We start from the raw sequence: 16,570 nt of genomic DNA on the forward strand, positions 1-16,570 counted from the left end.
GCATTTGCCTGAAAGGCTGGTCCTATGTCCGTCGTCACTCGGTTCGCCCCGTCCCCCACCGGTTTCCTGCATGTGGGAAACCTGCGCACAGCGTTGTTCAATTTCCTGATCGCGCGCAAAGCTGGTGGAGAGTTCATTCTGCGCCTCGATGATACAGACCCGGAACGCTCCACCCAGGAATTTGCCGACGGTATCCAAGAGGATCTGGAATGGCTGGGTCTGACGTGGGACCGGATCGAGAAGCAGTCGGACCGCTTTGATCGCTACGCCGCGGCGGCTGATGAACTGCGCGAAAAGGGGCGGTTTTATGAGGCATGGGAAACGCCGACAGAACTGGACCTGAAGCGTAAGAAGCAACTGAATATGCATCTGCCCCCGGTCTATGACCGTGCCGCTTTGGCCCTGTCCGATGACGAGAAAGCGGCCCTGCGGGCCGAGCGTGGCCAAGGCGTCTGGCGCTTCAAGCTGGATCAAGAGCGGATCGAATGGAACGACGGCATTCTGGGCGACCTGTCGATTGACGCGGCCTCCGTGTCTGATCCGGTGCTGATCCGGGCCGATGGGCAGGTGCTTTATACCATCGCCTCGGTGGTGGATGACACGGATATGGGCGTGACCCACGTGGTGCGCGGCTCGGACCACGTGACCAACACGGCGACGCAAATCCAGATCATGGAGGCGCTTGGCAAGACCGCGCCCGCTTTCGCCCACCATTCGCTGCTGACCGGCCCACAGGGAGAGGCGCTGTCGAAACGCCTTGGCACCTTGGCGCTGCGTGATCTGCGCGAAGCGGGGATGGAGCCCATGGCGCTGTTATCGCATATGGCGCGGATCGGCTCTTCCCAGCCGATTGAGCTGGCGGGCTCAGTGGATGAATTGGCGGAAGGGTTCGATTTGAACCACTTCGGCTCTGCCCCCACCAAGTTCGATGTGGAAGACCTTTGGCCGCTGACCGCAAGCGTGCTGCACGACACCCCGTTTGAGGACGTGGCCGATGAAGTCGCGGCCCTTGGGGTGCCCGCAGATATCGCGCCGGCCTTCTGGGACGTGGCCCGTGCCAATATCGGCAAACGCTCCGAGACCGCCGACTGGTGGGCGCTGTTCCGCGACGGGGCAACGCCGCTTGTTGATGACGAAGACCAAGCCTTCATCGAGGAAGCCTTCGCGATGCTGCCAGAGCTGCCCTACGACGAGACCACCTGGGGCAACTGGACCTCTGCCGTGAAAGAGGCCACGGGCCGCAAAGGTAAGGGCCTGTTCATGCCCCTGCGCAAAGCGGTGACAGGGCGCGAGAAGGGGCCAGAGATGGCGGGCGTCATGCGGTTGATGCAGGTGAAGCCATCCCTTTGATCCGATGTTCTGATCCGTCGTTGTGACCGTCAGAACTTAGGTGTTTCGCCGCGTGCTCGGCCTTCGGCCTGTGCGCGCGAGCGACCGGGCGCCCTCGGCCAAGGCCGAGGGCGCGGTGGCGCAATGACGAAAGCGTGAATTGCGGGAAAGCCGGGGGGCTCTTTCTCTGCGCAAATGTCCTATGATCGAAGTCATTAAACACCTTCGGAGACTTTTTTCATGACACGTATTTTTCTTCTGATCGCCGCTGCCGCATTGGTTTCGCCCACACTCGCCTCCGCTCAGGAGGCTATCGAGGCCGGTCCAATCTGGAACCAAGGCCATGCTGACCAGGTTTGTCCTGCCGTCGCCGCCTCTCACGGGGGGACCTGGACGGGCCATTGGTGGACAACAGTGGCAGGGCAGATGTCGGTTTGTCAGGTTAGTTTGGCCGCGCCCACCCGTGCGGTCGAAGCAGGGCCAATCTGGAACCAAGGCCACGCCGACCAAGTCTGCCCCGCGGTCGCGGCCTCCCATGGGGGCACATGGACAGGCCAATGGTGGACCACCGTCGCCTCGGAGATGTCGGTCTGTGAAATCCGCTAAAGTGGGGCTCCCGCAGATTTGAGTGGCACAGGCGCGGCCCTCGTGGCACGACAGTTCTATGGCCAAATCGCAAGCGGTCTTCCTGGAAGGCAACCTCTTTAAGCACATCTCCATCATGTCCCTGACATCGTCAGTGGGCTTGATGGCCGTGTTCCTTGTCGATTTCGTCGACATGATCTTCATCTCGATGTTGGGGAAAGAGGAGCTGGCCGCCGCCATCGGCTATGCGGGGGCGATCTTGTTTTTCACCTCGTCATTCGGAATTGGCATGGCGATTGCCGCTGGCGCTTTGGTGGCACGGGCCTTGGGGGCAGGTGATGGGGCGCTGGCGCGGCGACGGGCCGGGACGACCTTGTTGATCGGGTTCCTCTTCGGCAGTGCCTTTGCGGCGACTGTCTGGCTGAACCTGTCGCTTCTGGTGACCCTTCTAGGGGCCAGTGACGAAACCCACGATCTCGCGGTCAGCTACCTGCAAATCATTCTGCCGTCTTTGCCGTTGCTCCTTGTTGGCATGGTAGGCGGAGCAATCCTGCGGGCGCATGGGGACGCGCGCCGCGCCATGATGGCGACAATCATCGGCGGCGTGGTAAATGCCGTGCTCGACCCGATCCTGATCTTCGGCCTCGATCTGGAACTGACCGGCGCAGCCATCGCCTCGGTCTGTGCACGGGTGTCTATCGCGGCTGTTTCGCTGATCCCAATCTTTCGCCACCACGGTGGCTTGGCGCGGCCCACACTGCCGGACCTGCGGCTGGATTTCGCGCCCATCGTGGCGCTGGCCGCTCCGGCGGTCCTGACGCAATTGGCAACGCCTGTGGGGCAAGCCTTTGTGACCCGCTCCATGGCCGCTTACGGGGAAGAGGCCGTGGCGGGCATGGCCATCATTGGCCGCCTGACGCCCGTGGCCTTCGGCGTGCTCTTTGCGCTGTCGGGGGCTGTGGGGCCGATTATTGGCCAGAACTTCGGGGCTGGAAAACAAGACCGCGTGACCCGAGCCTACCGCGATGCCATGCTGTTCACCGCCCTTGTGGTGGTCTTCATCAGCGCGGTCCTTTTCGGGCTTCGGGAACCCATCGCAACGCTTTTTACAGCCACCGGAGAGGCGCGTGACCTGTTGTTCCTGTTCTGCGGGCCCTTGGCGCTGCTGTTTTTCTTCAACGGTATGATCTTCGTGTCGAACGCCAGCCTCAACAACATCGGCTATCCCTATACCTCCACCTGGGTGAACTGGGGCCGCCATACGGTGGGCGTTATTCTTCCGGTGCTGGTGTTCTCGGCCTGGTTCGGGGCCGAGGGCGTGTTGATCGGCCAGTCTTTAGGGGGCGTGGTCTTCGGCATCTTGTCCTTTGTGCTGGTGCGTCGGATCACTAAAACCGCGAAGACGGCTCCGCCGGATGAGCCGTTCGCCCGCCAAGCCCGTTTGCTGGCGCTGTTCCACCGCCACCGCTAACGCCTCTAAAATTTTGGGAACCATTGTCGTCTTCACAGGTTGTTCATTCAACGCAACAACAAGGAGACACCCAATGGAATATGGCATCCTAGGTCTTATCGTACTGATCGCCAACATCTACGCGATCTTCAAAATCTGGACCTCCGCGGCCTCCGCTTTGGCCAAAATCATCTGGACAATCGTTATTCTGATCCTGCCGGTACTGGGCTTCATCGCTTGGTTGGTTGCAGGTCCCAAAGGCGGCAGCTCGGTTAACGTATAACGGGTCGACGTAGCGCTGTCGCGGAACCCTCCCTTCCGCCTCCGCACTGCTCCCACTCAAGTCAAAGGCCACCCCTTGGGGTGGCCTTTTGGCGTTCGTGAAAGCGGTGTCGGCCTAAGCGTAGACCGTGCCCCACCGCTCAATCAGCGCTTGCTGCATCCGTTTGGCCGCGCCGTTGTAGGTGCGTGACCCGGCAGGGCGTTCGCGTTGATCTTCGGGGATCGCATCGCGGCGGTCGAGGTCGGCGCTGAAAATGGTGAACGCCAGATCTCTGCCGGACGGTGCGCGGGCAAACCCTGTCAGGGTCGAGACAAAGCTAAGCGTGCCGGTCTTGCCAACCACATCGATCGGATGCCCTTGGATCACGTTGCCGTCGCGGTCGCGCATGGGGATGTCTTTCATCAACCCTCTCAACGGACCGTCTGGCCCGGCCGAGATCAACGCGTGGGTCATATCTTGCGGGCGTATCCGGCTATCGACGCCAAGCCCCGAATGGTCGACGAACCGCGCATTCCTCGCGCCTAGGGCTTCTTCCATCCACGCGGTCATGGCGGCCCCTGATTCGGGAAGGCTCGCCACCCTTTGGCCCGCCGCTTGGGTCGCCATCAGCCCCACAACTTCCGCCGTCAGGTTGGTAGACCACCGCATCATCCCGCGCAGGATCTCATCGAGCGGGTCTGACACATGTTCGACCAAAACCAGCGCCGCTTCCGGGGCGTCCAAGACGTATTCCGGCGCGCCAAGGCGAACCCCGTGACTGTCCATCAGGGTTTGGAACACCTCGGCCATATAGGCGGCGGGGCGGCGCACGGGCAGCCACCTTGATCCGGCGTTGCCAAGGGCGCCTCGGGCGACGGTCCAGGCGTCGTGGCTGGCAGCGTCCGAGTAGGTGTAGACCGGCGAGGTGCGCTCCTCCACCCGCATGCGGGCGACCTGCACGGCGGGGCGCAGGGAGGCGGACCTTGCGTCCATCGAAATGGTGTAATCCTCGCCCACCCGTTCCCATTCAAAATGGACCCGGTTGAAGTTGAGGTTCAGGGCAGAGATTGCCGGGTTATACCCCACATGAGGTAGCTGGCCGGGATCAATCTGCCAAATCTCGGGGAGGGCGCCGGTTGCAACGCGGAACCTTCCGGTGACCTCTCGGACGCCCAGATTGACCAGATTTTCGGCCATCGTGGCCAGCGCGTCGGTGTCAAACAGCGGGTCGCCGGAGCCGACTAACCACAGGTCTCCGTCCAGCCGCCCATCGGCCACAACACCGTCCGAGACAAGCCGGGTGCGGAAGCGGTAATTGGGGCCCAAGCGGTCCAGCGCATAGGCGCTGCTGATCGTCTTGGCGACCGAGGCGGGCGGCAGCGGAAAGAGCGGGTTCATCACCTCCAACATCTCTCCAGTGGCGGCGTCTGCCACGGCAAAACCGATGCGCCCCCCAAGGTTGGCTTCCGCCACGATATCGGCGGCCTCGGGGATGGTACGGAGCAGAAAATCACTGGGGCGCGCAAGCGGGCGCAGCGACCGTTCCGGTGCGGCAGCCCAAGCGGCGGGTGCGGTGCTTGCAAGAAGCCCGCTCAGAAATATCCGTCTGGAAATCATTGGTTCAAATCACTTGGCAGCGTGCGACAGGTTACCTTGCCAAAGGGGCAGCGCTCAACCCCCCGTAATGACACGATCTTGTGCAATATGTTGCGGGGTTTCCTTGCTTGACGAAGCGGGGTAGGGCGATGGCTAATGGATAATAACACGCTTCGTGCATTGCCCCTCATGTTGTTTGCTATGGCGCTGATCCCTGCGGGGGATACGGCGGGCAAACTTCTGTCTGCGGGTGTGGGCACAGACGGCGTCCCGGTCGCGCCTGTCTTCATCGCTTGGAGCCGCTTTGCCATCGGGGCGCTGATGATTGCGCCCTTCGTCGCCCATATTGTCGAGCCTTGCCTTTTTGCCGATTGGCGCGTGTGGCTGCGGGGTTTTCTGGTGGCGGGGGGCATCACCTCGATCCTTACGGCCCTTTCGACAGAGCCGATTGCGAACGTATTCGGTGCCTTCTTTGTCGGGCCCATCGTGTCATGGCTCCTGTCTGTCTGGCTGCTGCGCGAACCGTTCTCGGCCCTGCGCTTTGGCCTGATCTGCCTCGGGTTTGTTGGGGTGATACTGGTGGTCAAACCGGGCTTTGGCATGACGCCGGGCATGGGATTTGCGGTGCTGGCGGGGCTATTTTATGGCTGCTACCTGGTGATGAGCCGCTGGATGGCCAACATCGCGCGGCCTCGGGCCTTGCTGTTTTCGCAACTGCTGATCGGGGCGCTGATCCTGTCGGTGCCGGGGATTTGGGCCACGCCTTCCATCACTGCGCCTGTCGTTGGCTTAACCCTGATTTCTGCGGCCTGTTCCACCTTGGGGAACCTGCTTCTGATCATCGCTTACCGCCGGGCCGAGGCCAGCCGCATGGCGCCTTTCGTCTATTCGCAGTTGATCTGGGCAACGTTGCTTGGCGCTTTGGTCTTTGACACCTTGCCCGACGGCTTGGCCCTTGCCGGGATCGTGTTGGTACTGGCGTCAGGCTTTGCGTCCCTTGCTGTGCGCGAACGCCGCGCCCCTTGACCTAACGCTTACTTCCACCCGCCTTTCGCGCGAATGGCCGAGCTTGAAACGTCCAACATCGGCACGTTCAGAAAACACCACGCCGGCGCATCGGATTGCCCCAGCAGACGCGCCGCGCTGGCGGGAAGCTTCGCGCTTCGGAACCTTTGGGCCGCTACGGAAGTCCTTGCGGATATCCTGTCACCGGGGCGCGCCAAGACGCCCACAGGCACGCTCTCCATGATCCATTCCCACTGCTGCCAGCGATGGAATTGCGCCAGATTATCGGCGCCCATTAACCAAACAAACCGGACGCCGGGGTAAAGGCGGCACAGCTCTTTCAGGGTCTCTGCCGTGTATCTTGTGCCAAGTTTCGCTTCGATATCAGTCACTTCAACCCTTGGATGCGTGACCAAATCCCTTGCTGCGGCCATGCGGCGGGACAGGGGGGCAGGACCGTGGGCTTTTAACGGGTTGCCGGGGGAAACAAGCCACCACACGCGGTCGAGGCCAAAGCGTTTCAACGCCTCGCGAGAGACATGAACATGGCCTTTATGGGGCGGGTCGAAGGACCCTCCAAACAGGCCGATGGTCTGGCCGGGTTGAGCATATGGCAAGTCGTGGCGCACGTCGCGGCCCCTTCGTTTGACGCGCTTTGATGGGGCGCGGGGGGCGGGCTGTCAATCGCCTGACACTTCAGGACCGCAAAGGGGAGATAGCGACAACTTGAGCGAAATTGCCCGAAGAATATGCGCGGATGGGGCGGGTAGTTAACCCCCGGTTCGTGACTTGGGGCCTATCGTCCGTTGGATTCTGAGGGGCCCCTACCATGACCGATATGACCATGATGCTTGTCGCTTGGACCGTTAGTTTCGGGCCAATGATCCTTGATCGCGCAATCCTGTTCCTGGCGATGGAGGTGGGGCTAGCCTCGCTGCTGCTTCTTACCTTGGCCGTGTTGCTGATCAAAATGCGGGCGTCAAACTCGGCCAAACACGCGCTTCAGGAAGTGGCGCAAACCCTTGATGATGTCTCGGCGCAGGAATCGATCCTTCGGGCCGTGGCGCAACACGCCAGCGATGGCTTGGTGTACCATGATATGGATGGCCGTATTTTGTGGGCGAACCCGGCCTATTGCCAAACCATGGGCTGGAGTCTGGAAGAAATTTTGGGCCGGCGCCCGCAGGAATTTTGTTTCCCTCCCGATTTGAAACCCTCCGAAGATGAAATCGAGAATTTCCGTTTCAATCCATCAGGGTATGAATTCAACAGCCTCGTGCGGCGGCCCAATATGCGCCGGAATGGAGAGGTGTTTTGGCACGAATTCAACCTCTCGGTCGTTGAATCCCGTGACGGCGATGACCGGGTCGTTCTGGCCTCTCGCGATGTCACCACGCAGGTCAATCGCGAGGAAGAGCTGAAAGAAGCCCAATCCTATCTGTTCCACGCGGCCAACCACGATGCTTTGACCGCCCTGAAGAACCGCGCGGCGCTGCTGGTCGATATCGAAAACGTGCTGCGCGGACGGCGGCAGGAGGACCGAGAACTGGGGCTGATCTTCATCGACCTCGACCATTTCAAAGCGGTCAATGACAGCAATGGTCACGCGGCAGGCGACCAACTGCTGATCCACGTGGCCGATGCGATGCGTGAAACGGCCCGCGACGAAGACAGTCTTTGCCGCATCGGCGGCGACGAATTCGTTATGGCCTGCCCCGGCGTCGCCAGCTTCGACGAACTTCAACACATCGCCGATGCTCTGCTGGACCGTATCAGAACGCCGATCCTCTGGGCCGATGCCAACCTGTCGTGTGGGGCCTCCATCGGGCTCGCGCTCAGCAATGGGGACAATGTCACCGCCGAAGACCTGATCCGTTCGGCCGATTTCGCCCTTTACGAGGCGAAAAAGCCCGGCGCGCCGCGCGTGGCCCGCTACGATGCTTTGCTGCACGAACGGCAAGAGGCCGAAAACGCCTTGATGGAGGAATTCGCAGAAGCCCTCGACTCCGACGGGATCAGCTTCGTCTATCAGCCCATCATGGACGCTCAAAAAGGCGAGATTCGCGCGTTCGAGGCTTTGGCCCGGTGGCAGCGAAGCAACGGTGAAACCGTTGGCCCCGACACGTTCCTTTCCTATGCCGCCCGGCTTAACCGCATGGCCGATATCGACTTCGCCGCGATCCGGGCGACCACCTCTTTGGTGTCGGAATTGCAGGCCAACGGTCATGAAATCCGCGGGGCGTTCAACACCTCCTCCGATGCTCTGGCCCACCCAGAGTTTATGGAGCGTTTGGAGCATGAGGCGTGCCGTGCGGGCCTTGATGCCCATTCTCTTGTGGCTGAGGTGTTGGAAACCACCTTTTTCGGCTCGGACACCACCGATAGCGTCGCCGCCGCCCGAATTGTGGAGCTGCGCAACAAGGGTTTCGTCGTCTACCTTGATGACTTCGGGGTGGGCTATGCGGGCCTCGCCCACCTGAGCCAGTTGGACGTCAGCGGCGTGAAGTTGGACCGGTCGTTGATCTCGAATGTAACCCATGACCGCTCTGCCCGGATCATCACCACCTCCATCCTGCGCCTGTGCGATGAACTGGGGGTTGGCACCTTGGCCGAAGGGGTGGAAACCGCTGAACAGGCGGCGTTTTTGATGGAACATGGCTGCTTCCGCCTGCAAGGCTTCGGCATTGCCCGCCCGATGGACCGGGCGTCCCTGATCGCGATGGTGGACGCCCGCGCGCCGATCATCATCCCCTCGGAGCAAGGCTTCGCGGCAAAGTCCGCCTAGGCCGCTTGTCGCCTTCCCAAACCCATTGATTGCCGTTCCCGCAACGCCCCTTTAAAGAAGGGCGCAACAGCGAATTTTTTGAACGGAGTGGACCCATGGCCGCCTATCAATACGTGTACCATATGGACGGTGTGTCCAAGACCTACCCCGGCGGCAAAAAATGCTTTGAGAACATCCGCCTATCCTTCCTCCCCGGTGTGAAAATCGGTGTCGTAGGGGTGAACGGCGCGGGTAAATCGACGCTGATGAAGATTATGGCGGGTCTCGACAAAGACTTCACCGGCGAGGCTTGGGCCGCCGAAGGCGCCAAGGTTGGCTACCTGCCGCAGGAACCGCAATTGGACGACACGCTGTCAGTGCGCGAAAACGTCATGCTTGGCGTGGCCGAGAAGAAGGCCAAACTCGATAAATACAACGAACTGGCGATGAACTATTCCGACGAGACGGCAGAAGAAATGGCCGCCTTGCAGGACGAGATCGACGCCAACAACCTTTGGGATCTCGACAGCCAGATCGACGTGGCGATGGAAGCGCTCCGCTGCCCCCCCGATGACGCACCCGTGGAAACGCTCTCGGGTGGTGAACGCCGCCGTGTCGCGCTGTGCAAACTGTTGCTCGAAGCGCCCGAAATGCTGCTGCTCGATGAACCGACCAACCACCTGGACGCCGAGACGATCGCATGGCTGCAACAGCACCTGATCGACTACAAGGGCACGATCCTGATCGTCACCCACGACCGTTATTTCCTTGACGATATCACCTCTTGGATCTTGGAGTTGGATCGGGGGCGCGGCATCCCTTACGAGGGCAATTACTCCGCTTGGCTGGAGCAAAAAGCCAAACGGCTGGAGCAGGAAGCCCGCGAAGACAAGACCCGCCAGAAGACGCTGGAGCGAGAGCTTGAATGGATCAGGCAGGGTGCCAAGGCCCGTCAGGCCAAGCAGAAGGCGCGGATCAACGCCTATGAAGATCTGGCCGGAAAGTCCGAGCGCGAGAAACTGTCGCGTGCCACGATCATCATCCCCAACGGTGAACGCCTCGGCTCCAAAGTGATCGAGATCGAGAACCTGAAAAAAGGCTACGGCGACAAGCTGCTGATCGAAGACCTCTCCTTCGCGTTGCCCCCCGGCGGTATCGTCGGCGTCATCGGCCCCAACGGCGCGGGCAAATCCACCTTCTTCCGCATGCTCACCGGCCAAGAACAGCCCGACGCAGGCACGCTGGAATACGGCGACACGGTGGACCTCGCCTATGTGGACCAATCGCGCGACGCATTGGACGCCAACACGACCGTGTGGGAGGAAATCTCCGGCGGGGCCGAGATCATCGAGTTGGGCGACGCCACCATGAACTCCCGCGCCTATTGCTCGGCGTTTAACTTCAAAGGCGGCGATCAGCAGAAGAAAGTCGGTCAGCTGTCAGGCGGTGAACGTAATCGCGTCCACATGGCCAAGCTGTTGAAATCAGGCGGCAACGTGCTGCTCCTCGACGAACCTACCAACGATCTGGACGTCGAAACCCTGCGCGCGTTGGAAGACGCCCTCACCGATTTCGCCGGCTGCGCCGTGGTGATTTCTCACGACCGCTTCTTCCTTGACCGGATTTGCACGCACATCCTGGCGTTCGAGGGCGAGGCCCACGTCGAATGGTTCGAAGGCGACTTCTCGGCCTATGAGGAAGACAAGAAGCGTCGCCTGGGGCCGGATGCGCTGGAGCCGAAGCGGTTGAAGCATAAGAAGTTTGTGAGGTGAGAAGAACTGCGCGTAGACCGGGCCTTGGCCCGGGAATTCGAACGACGAAAAACCCGGGCCAAGGCCCGGTCTACGCCACCTCTCCAAACTCTCCCATCGGCGCCACTCTGGACCATTCCGCCTCCTCCCGGCCCAAGCGGATATCTCGGTGAATGGACGATGCCACTCAATCGGTCGGCCTCTCCACAAGAGCGTTGGTAGACCGGGCCTTGGCCCGGGAATTCGAACGACGAAAAACCCGGGCCAAGGCCCGGTCTACGCCACCTCTCCAAACTCTCCCACCGGCGCCACTCCGGACCATTCCGCTTCCACCCGTCCCAATCGGATATCCCGATGGATCGACGATGCCACCCAATCGGTCGGCTTCTCCACAAATCCATGTTTCACCGGGTTCAGCCAGCAATAGCGGATGTGACGCTGCAAATCGGCCTCGTTCCGGCAATGATGCTCCCAAAACCGGCGCTGCCAAACGGCGGCTTCGCGTTTGTCCCTGCGTAGACCAGGCTTTAGCCCGGAAAACCGGCCGGTTCGCACCGTCGGGAGCTCTCGTGGAAACAGGTCATTATCCGAGCCATGGCCCGGGTTACGGAATTGCAAGCGTCGGCGCAGGTCGCGGGTAAAGCGGGCTTTGATCTGCCCCCACCGTTGCGAGTAGTTGGAATCGGTCTCGGGCAATTTCCAGACGCAGTGCATGTGATCGGGCAGAACGACCCAAGCGAGGACATCAAACGGGCGACCCTCTTTGGTGCGGCGCACAGAGTCGCGGAGGAGGTCGATGTGATCCAGAAGGGCCGACGATCCCCGATTTGCAAGGCATACGGTGAAGAAGATGGGCAAGTGCTGAATATTGGGGCGTCGATATTTAGGCATCTTGGCAGCCTACCGCCGTTAAGGTTAACCGATGGTGAACCGCAACCCTTCCCCTTGATTTCCGCCCTCATCTGCGCCATATCCGCCTTGCGACCGTTACCGCACCTCGTCCGCTGTCTCCTCTTAAGGCCTCAGTCTCGATCTGCTACCCAACTGACGCCGAACCGCCGCAGGCACGCGGGCGGGAATACAATCTAGGAGACACACGATGGCTAATGGCACCGTGAAATGGTTTAACTCGACTAAAGGCTTCGGCTTCATCGCACCAGAAACTGGCGGCAAAGACGTGTTCGTTCACATCTCTGCTGTTGAGCGTTCCGGTCTGACTGGCCTCGCCGACAACCAAAAAGTGACTTACGACCTCGAAGCTGGCCGCGATGGCCGCGAGAGCGCCGTGAACCTGAAGACTGTCTAAGCGACTCTTCAGCATTTGCTGACAAGACGATGGCGCGCCCGGTTTCGGACGCGCCTTTTTTGTGCCCGGGTGGCGGGAAGATCGCAGGGGGCGGGCAGATTGATATAGCATTGATATACCCATCGCGGCCGGCAAGTGGCCGAAATGAAGGGGTGGGGTGCCCAGCTATAGAGGCGGCGCTTCCCGTCTGTTTCGGAGCGCTTGGGGCAAGGCAGCCATCCCGGCGCAGGATGCAGCCGACATTGTGCGAGGGCATCGGCCAATTTTCGCCAAAGGGTTGAGAAGCCCCAAAAAAAGGGCTGTGAAATGGGCAGGGATATCGGATATCAGCGCGGCGATTTTGTGTGACAAGGGCCGGACCGAACAGGGTGGAGGCATCAAATCACCCCAAGCCCGAAGGAAACAACATGACCCGCCCCGCTCAGCCCCGCCATCAACCAAATCCGATTCCAAGCAGACCCGCGCCAAAGCCGTTTCGTTTCACTGATTGGGCTGCGATCTAGGGCTGTCAAGTCGGTGGAGCATCCACAGACAGCGGCCGAGACCTGAGCTAAATCGGGGCATCAAAGGAGAACTAAGATGACCCCTCGCCAAGTAAAACACCCTCAACGTAAGCCACGTCCACAGCCCTTTCGCTTTACGGATTGGGCAGCAATTTAAGGCTGTTAGCGTCGAGCATGGCGCTGATCTACAATCTTTCCCCGCGACCCGAGCCGCCGCCGCCTGCATGAAGGATTGCATGAGCCGGATGCCATGAGGTCGCGATGGAGGGCGCCATATCTGATCAGCAGGACGCTAGGGTCACAGAACCTTGTCCCACCGCGCTCAGGCGTCCAGTTGCCCGACACATTCATCGAAAGCGCCTGAGTTTCACCCAAACTCTGACGTTTCGCGTTGCTTGCCGGGCGTTCTCCGCTACGCTTTCCGACAATCTCACCGCATAGGAGTTTCGTTAACCATGCGTTCTATCAAGTCGATTTTGGCGACCACAGCCCTTCTCACGGCCTTTCTGAGTGCGCCTGCGCAGGCCCAAGACGCGGAGGAGTTGGCGTTTGTAAGGGGGTTGATGGAATCCATGAACCAGCTTTCCGTGCGCTTCAACCGAGAGGTTTGCGGGTTCATCTTGCAGGATGCAGAGGGTAATTTCAGCTCGACCAAAGTGTCATGGGGCGGGGAGGCCAGTTGCGCCTCATTGCCGATTGAGAGCGGGCAGAGGGCGGTGTCGTCTTGGCATACCCACGCCGCGTGGGGGCTGGGATATGATGGAGAAGTGCCGTCAATTCAAGATGTTGAGGGCGATATGCGCTACGGCGTGAACGGTTGGGTCGGCACGCCCGGAGGGCGGTTGTGGTATGTGGATGGTACCACGGGAACGATGGTTCAGGCCTGTGGGCGCGATTGTTTGCCGGTTGATCCGAACTTTTACCCGGAAGAGCACGGTCCCGTGGCGGAGACCTATACATTGGACGGTTTGTACCAACGCTTTGGACGCTCCCGCTAGGCGGGCGGGGGAAGGGGGCTAGCCCCCTATGCGACTTTTCCAAGGAAAAGATCGCAGACCCCCAGAGGTGTATTGGCCAAGATGAAGGAGCCCATGATGCCCCCGGCACGCAAGGTTTGCGGCCGGGGTTTTGGTTATTCGGCGGCGTCGAGGTAATCTTCCAGCGGCGGGCAGGTGCAGATCAGGTTGCGGTCGCCCGCGACGTTGTCCACGCGGTTGACGGGCGGCCAGTACTTATCCACGCGGAAAGCGCCGGGGGGGAAGCAGCCCTGTTCGCGGGAGTAGGCCCGGTCCCAGTCGCGAACCAGGTCCTCCATCGTGTGGGGGGCATGATGGAGGGGGCTTTGGTCGGCTGCTAGTTTGCCTGCCTCGACATCGGCGATTTCAGCACGGATGGACAGCATCGCGGTGATGAAGCGGTCCAGTTCGGCCTTGGTTTCCGACTCGGTGGGTTCCACCATAAGGGTGCCGGCCACAGGCCAGCTCATCGTGGGGGCATGGAAGCCGTTGTCCATCAGGCGTTTGGCGATGTCATCCACGGTGATGCCTGCCTCGGCGAAGGGGCGGGTATCGAGGATGCATTCGTGGGCCACGCGCCCGGTTTTGCCTTTGAACAGAACGCCGTAGGCCTCTTCCAACCGACGGGCGATGTAGTTGGCCCCGAGGATCGCCACCTTGGTGGCTTGGGTCAGGCCGGAGCCGCCCATCAAGTGCACATAGGCGTAAGAAATCGGCAGGATCGAGGCCGATCCATAGGGCGCCGCGGAGACCGGTCCAGAGGTGCCGCCGGTTTCGGGGTGGCCGGGCAGGTGTGGGGCGAGGTGTGCCTTCACGCCGATTGGACCCATGCCGGGGCCGCCGCCCCCATGGGGGATGCAGAACGTCTTGTGCAGGTTCAGGTGGCTGACATCGGCGCCCAATTCACCGGGTTTGGACAGGCCCACCATGGCGTTCAGGTTGGCCCCATCGAGGTAGACCTGGCCCCCGAATGCATGGGTGATTTCACAGACTTCGCGGACGGATTCCTCAAATACACCATGGGTGGAGGGATAGGTGATCATGCAAGCGGCCAGCTTGTCGCCTGCGGCCTCGGCCTTGGCGCGGAAGTCGGCGATGTCGATGTCCCCGTCTTCCTGAGACTTCACCACAACCACCTGCATGCCCGCCATTTGGGCTGAGGCAGGGTTTGTGCCGTGGGCGGACACGGGGATGAGGCAGACGCTGCGATCCTCGCCATTGGCGCGGTGATAGGCGGCAATTGTCAACAGGCCCGCGTATTCCCCTTGGGCGCCGGAATTGGGTTGCATCGACATGGCGTCATAACCGGTAATGTCGCAGAGCTTGTCGGACAGGTCCGCCAGCATCTCGGCGTAGCCGGCCGCCTGATCGGCGGGGGCGAAGGGGTGCAGGTTGCCGAACTCGGGCCAAGTGATCGGCATCATCTCCACGGCGGCGTTCAGCTTCATGGTGCAGGAGCCGAGTGGGATCATCGCCCGATCCAGCGCAAGGTCCCGGTCGGAAAGGCGGCGCATGTAGCGCATCATCTCGGACTCGGCACGGTTCATGTGGAAGATCGGGTGTGTCAGGTAATCTGAGGTGCGAAGCAGCGCATCAGGGATCGCGGGGGTATCGGCGGCGGCGGCAACAGCCACGCCGAAGGCGTCACACAGGGCGCGAAGGTGCGCGTCGGTGGTGACTTCATCGACCGAGATACCAATGCGATCGGCACCCACATCGCGCAGGTTAATGCCACGGGCCACGGCCGCGGCCATGATCCGCGACTGCTTATCGCCGACATTCACGGTGATGGTGTCGAAGAACGTGTTGTTCTCTGGCGCGAAACCTCCGGCGCTGAGAGAGGCGGCCAACCGCACGGCACGCATGTGCACCCGCTCGGCAATCGCCCGTAGGCCTTGGGGGCCGTGGAAGACGGCGTAGAAGCTAGCCATGACGGCCAGAAGCGCCTGCGCGGTGCAGACGTTAGATGTCGCCTTTTCGCGACGGATATGCTGCTCGCGGGTTTGCAAGGACAGGCGGTAGGCTTTCTGGCCATGGCTATCGACGCTCACACCCACGATGCGCCCGGGGAGCGAGCGTTTCAGCGCGTCACGGCACGACATGAAGGCTGCGTGGGGGCCGCCATACCCAAGCGGCACGCCAAAGCGTTGGGCAGAGCCTACGGCAATATCTGCGCCCATCGCGCCAGGTTCTTTCAACACGGTCAGCGCCAAAAGGTCGGTGGCGACAACGGCGATGGCCTTGGCCGCGTGGAGCGCCTCAATCTGGGCCGAAGGGTCGGCCAACGCACCTAACGTACCGGGGTACTGGAACAACGCACCAAAGACGCTCGCGGCGTCCAAGCTATCCGCCGCACCGACAATGACCTCAATCCCCAACGGCTCGGCCCTAGTTTGCACGACGGCCACGGTTTGGGGGTGGCAATTTTCGTCCACAAAGAACGCGCGCTCTTTCGATTTCGACGCTCTTTGTGCCATCACCATGGCCTCTGCCGCCGCAGTCGCCTCGTCCAACAATGAGGCATTGGCAACCGGGAGCCCGGTCAAATCTGCCACCATTGTCTGGAAGTTGAGCAAGGCTTCCAAGCGCCCTTGCGCAATCTCGGGCTGGTAAGGGGTGTAGGCGGTATACCAAGCGGGGTTTTCCAACACATTGCGCTGAATCGCGGGCGGCGTGTGAGTGCCGAAGTAACCCTGGCCGATCATGCTGATCATCGGCTTATTCTTCGCCGCAATTGCCCGCATGTGATCCAGCAGTTCGGCCTCGGACAAGGCAGGCCAATCCAGCGCTACCGCCTGCCGGATAGAGGCCGGGACGGTATCGTCAATCAATGCGTCCAACGAGGGTGCGCCCACGGCAGCCAACATCTCGGTCATCTCGGCAGGCGAGGGGCCAATGTGGCGACGGTTTGCGAAATCAGTCGGATCATAGTCTGTGGTCATCCAAGGCATATTAGGCTCCATCGCGCACCTAGCGGGCGCTCCTTCATCTTTTCAAAAATAT

13 protein-coding genes are annotated in these 16,570 nt (G+C 61.0%); 9 read left to right on the top strand and 4 right to left on the bottom strand.

Annotation, left to right across the window (positions count from 1 at the left end):
* The first annotated feature begins 24 nt into the window (after positions 1–24).
* The 4 genes from gltX to K3728_04380 all read left to right on the top strand — a co-directional run bounded on the left by gltX (position 25) and on the right by K3728_04380 (position 3,647).
* Complete coding sequence (gene gltX / locus K3728_04365; GenBank protein UWQ96476.1) at positions 25–1,350, top strand: glutamate--tRNA ligase; 1,326 nt, start codon at positions 25–27, stop codon at positions 1,348–1,350.
* 219 nt (positions 1,351–1,569) lie between these two features.
* Complete coding sequence (locus K3728_04370; protein UWQ97445.1) at positions 1,570–1,935, top strand: mannan-binding lectin; 366 nt, start codon at positions 1,570–1,572, stop codon at positions 1,933–1,935.
* Between the two features lie 58 nt (positions 1,936–1,993).
* A complete protein-coding gene (locus K3728_04375) occupies positions 1,994–3,385 on the top strand; it encodes an MATE family efflux transporter (GenBank protein ID UWQ96477.1) in 1,392 nt (463 codons plus the stop codon).
* A gap of 73 nt (positions 3,386–3,458) precedes the next feature.
* A complete protein-coding gene (locus tag K3728_04380; protein UWQ96478.1) occupies positions 3,459–3,647 on the top strand; it encodes a PLDc N-terminal domain-containing protein in 189 nt (62 codons plus the stop codon).
* Positions 3,648–3,761: 114 nt separating this feature from the next.
* Here the strand turns inward: K3728_04380 and dacB are convergent, their stop codons facing one another.
* Complete coding sequence (dacB, locus tag K3728_04385) at positions 3,762–5,243, bottom strand: D-alanyl-D-alanine carboxypeptidase/D-alanyl-D-alanine-endopeptidase (GenBank protein ID UWQ96479.1); 1,482 nt, start codon at positions 5,241–5,243, stop codon at positions 3,762–3,764.
* Positions 5,244–5,378: 135 nt separating this feature from the next.
* Here dacB and K3728_04390 point away from each other — a divergent pair, with 135 nt between their 5' ends.
* On the top strand, positions 5,379–6,248 hold the full coding sequence (locus K3728_04390; GenBank protein UWQ96480.1) for a DMT family transporter: 870 nt from the start codon (positions 5,379–5,381) through the stop codon (positions 6,246–6,248).
* A gap of 8 nt (positions 6,249–6,256) precedes the next feature.
* Here K3728_04390 and K3728_04395 read toward each other — a convergent pair whose 3' ends face one another.
* Positions 6,257–6,856: a nicotinate-nucleotide adenylyltransferase gene (locus tag K3728_04395; protein UWQ96481.1), complete on the bottom strand. Its 600-nt coding sequence runs from the start codon at positions 6,854–6,856 to the stop codon at positions 6,257–6,259.
* Positions 6,857–7,056: 200 nt separating this feature from the next.
* Between K3728_04395 and K3728_04400 the strand changes: the two genes are divergently transcribed.
* Positions 7,057–9,012: an EAL domain-containing protein gene (locus tag K3728_04400; GenBank protein UWQ96482.1), complete on the top strand. Its 1,956-nt coding sequence runs from the start codon at positions 7,057–7,059 to the stop codon at positions 9,010–9,012.
* A gap of 95 nt (positions 9,013–9,107) precedes the next feature.
* Positions 9,108–10,763 carry an energy-dependent translational throttle protein EttA gene (gene ettA, locus K3728_04405; protein ID UWQ96483.1) on the top strand — a complete coding sequence of 552 codons (1,656 nt, stop codon included), beginning with the start codon at positions 9,108–9,110 and terminating at the stop codon, positions 10,761–10,763.
* 255 nt (positions 10,764–11,018) lie between these two features.
* On the opposite strand, the gene K3728_04410 is transcribed toward ettA, so the two are convergent.
* A complete protein-coding gene (locus K3728_04410; GenBank protein ID UWQ96484.1) occupies positions 11,019–11,633 on the bottom strand; it encodes a transposase in 615 nt (204 codons plus the stop codon).
* Positions 11,634–11,841: 208 nt separating this feature from the next.
* Between K3728_04410 and K3728_04415 the strand changes: the two genes are divergently transcribed.
* Positions 11,842–12,048: a cold-shock protein gene (locus K3728_04415; GenBank protein ID UWQ96485.1), complete on the top strand. Its 207-nt coding sequence runs from the start codon at positions 11,842–11,844 to the stop codon at positions 12,046–12,048.
* 958 nt (positions 12,049–13,006) lie between these two features.
* Complete coding sequence (locus K3728_04420) at positions 13,007–13,549, top strand: DUF4329 domain-containing protein (GenBank protein ID UWQ96486.1); 543 nt, start codon at positions 13,007–13,009, stop codon at positions 13,547–13,549.
* A 134-nt stretch (positions 13,550–13,683) separates the two neighbouring features.
* Here the strand turns inward: K3728_04420 and gcvP are convergent, their stop codons facing one another.
* Positions 13,684–16,518, bottom strand: coding sequence for an aminomethyl-transferring glycine dehydrogenase (gene gcvP, locus K3728_04425; GenBank protein UWQ96487.1), 2,835 nt, complete (start codon positions 16,516–16,518; stop codon positions 13,684–13,686).
* Positions 16,519–16,570: the final 52 nt, after the last annotated feature.

It is taken from the genome of Rhodobacteraceae bacterium M385 (assembly GCA_025141835.1).
GTDB lineage: Bacteria > Pseudomonadota > Alphaproteobacteria > Rhodobacterales > Rhodobacteraceae > Gymnodinialimonas.

Excerpts from the sequence above, each read along its gene's own strand:
- gltX (UWQ96476.1), top strand. The coding sequence starts at position 25 with ATGTCCGTCGTCACTCGGTTCGCCCCGTCCCCCACCGGTTTCCTGCAT.
- K3728_04370 (UWQ97445.1), top strand. The coding sequence starts at position 1,570 with ATGACACGTATTTTTCTTCTGATCGCCGCTGCCGCATTGGTTTCGCCC.
- K3728_04375 (UWQ96477.1), top strand. The coding sequence starts at position 1,994 with ATGGCCAAATCGCAAGCGGTCTTCCTGGAAGGCAACCTCTTTAAGCAC.
- K3728_04380 (UWQ96478.1), top strand. The coding sequence starts at position 3,459 with ATGGAATATGGCATCCTAGGTCTTATCGTACTGATCGCCAACATCTAC.
- dacB (UWQ96479.1), bottom strand. The coding sequence starts at position 5,243 with ATGATTTCCAGACGGATATTTCTGAGCGGGCTTCTTGCAAGCACCGCA.
- K3728_04390 (UWQ96480.1), top strand. The coding sequence starts at position 5,379 with ATGGATAATAACACGCTTCGTGCATTGCCCCTCATGTTGTTTGCTATG.
- K3728_04400 (UWQ96482.1), top strand. The coding sequence starts at position 7,057 with ATGACCGATATGACCATGATGCTTGTCGCTTGGACCGTTAGTTTCGGG.
- ettA (UWQ96483.1), top strand. The coding sequence starts at position 9,108 with ATGGCCGCCTATCAATACGTGTACCATATGGACGGTGTGTCCAAGACC.
- K3728_04410 (UWQ96484.1), bottom strand. The coding sequence starts at position 11,633 with ATGCCTAAATATCGACGCCCCAATATTCAGCACTTGCCCATCTTCTTC.
- K3728_04415 (UWQ96485.1), top strand. The coding sequence starts at position 11,842 with ATGGCTAATGGCACCGTGAAATGGTTTAACTCGACTAAAGGCTTCGGC.
- K3728_04420 (UWQ96486.1), top strand. The coding sequence starts at position 13,007 with ATGCGTTCTATCAAGTCGATTTTGGCGACCACAGCCCTTCTCACGGCC.
- gcvP (UWQ96487.1), bottom strand. The coding sequence starts at position 16,518 with ATGCCTTGGATGACCACAGACTATGATCCGACTGATTTCGCAAACCGT.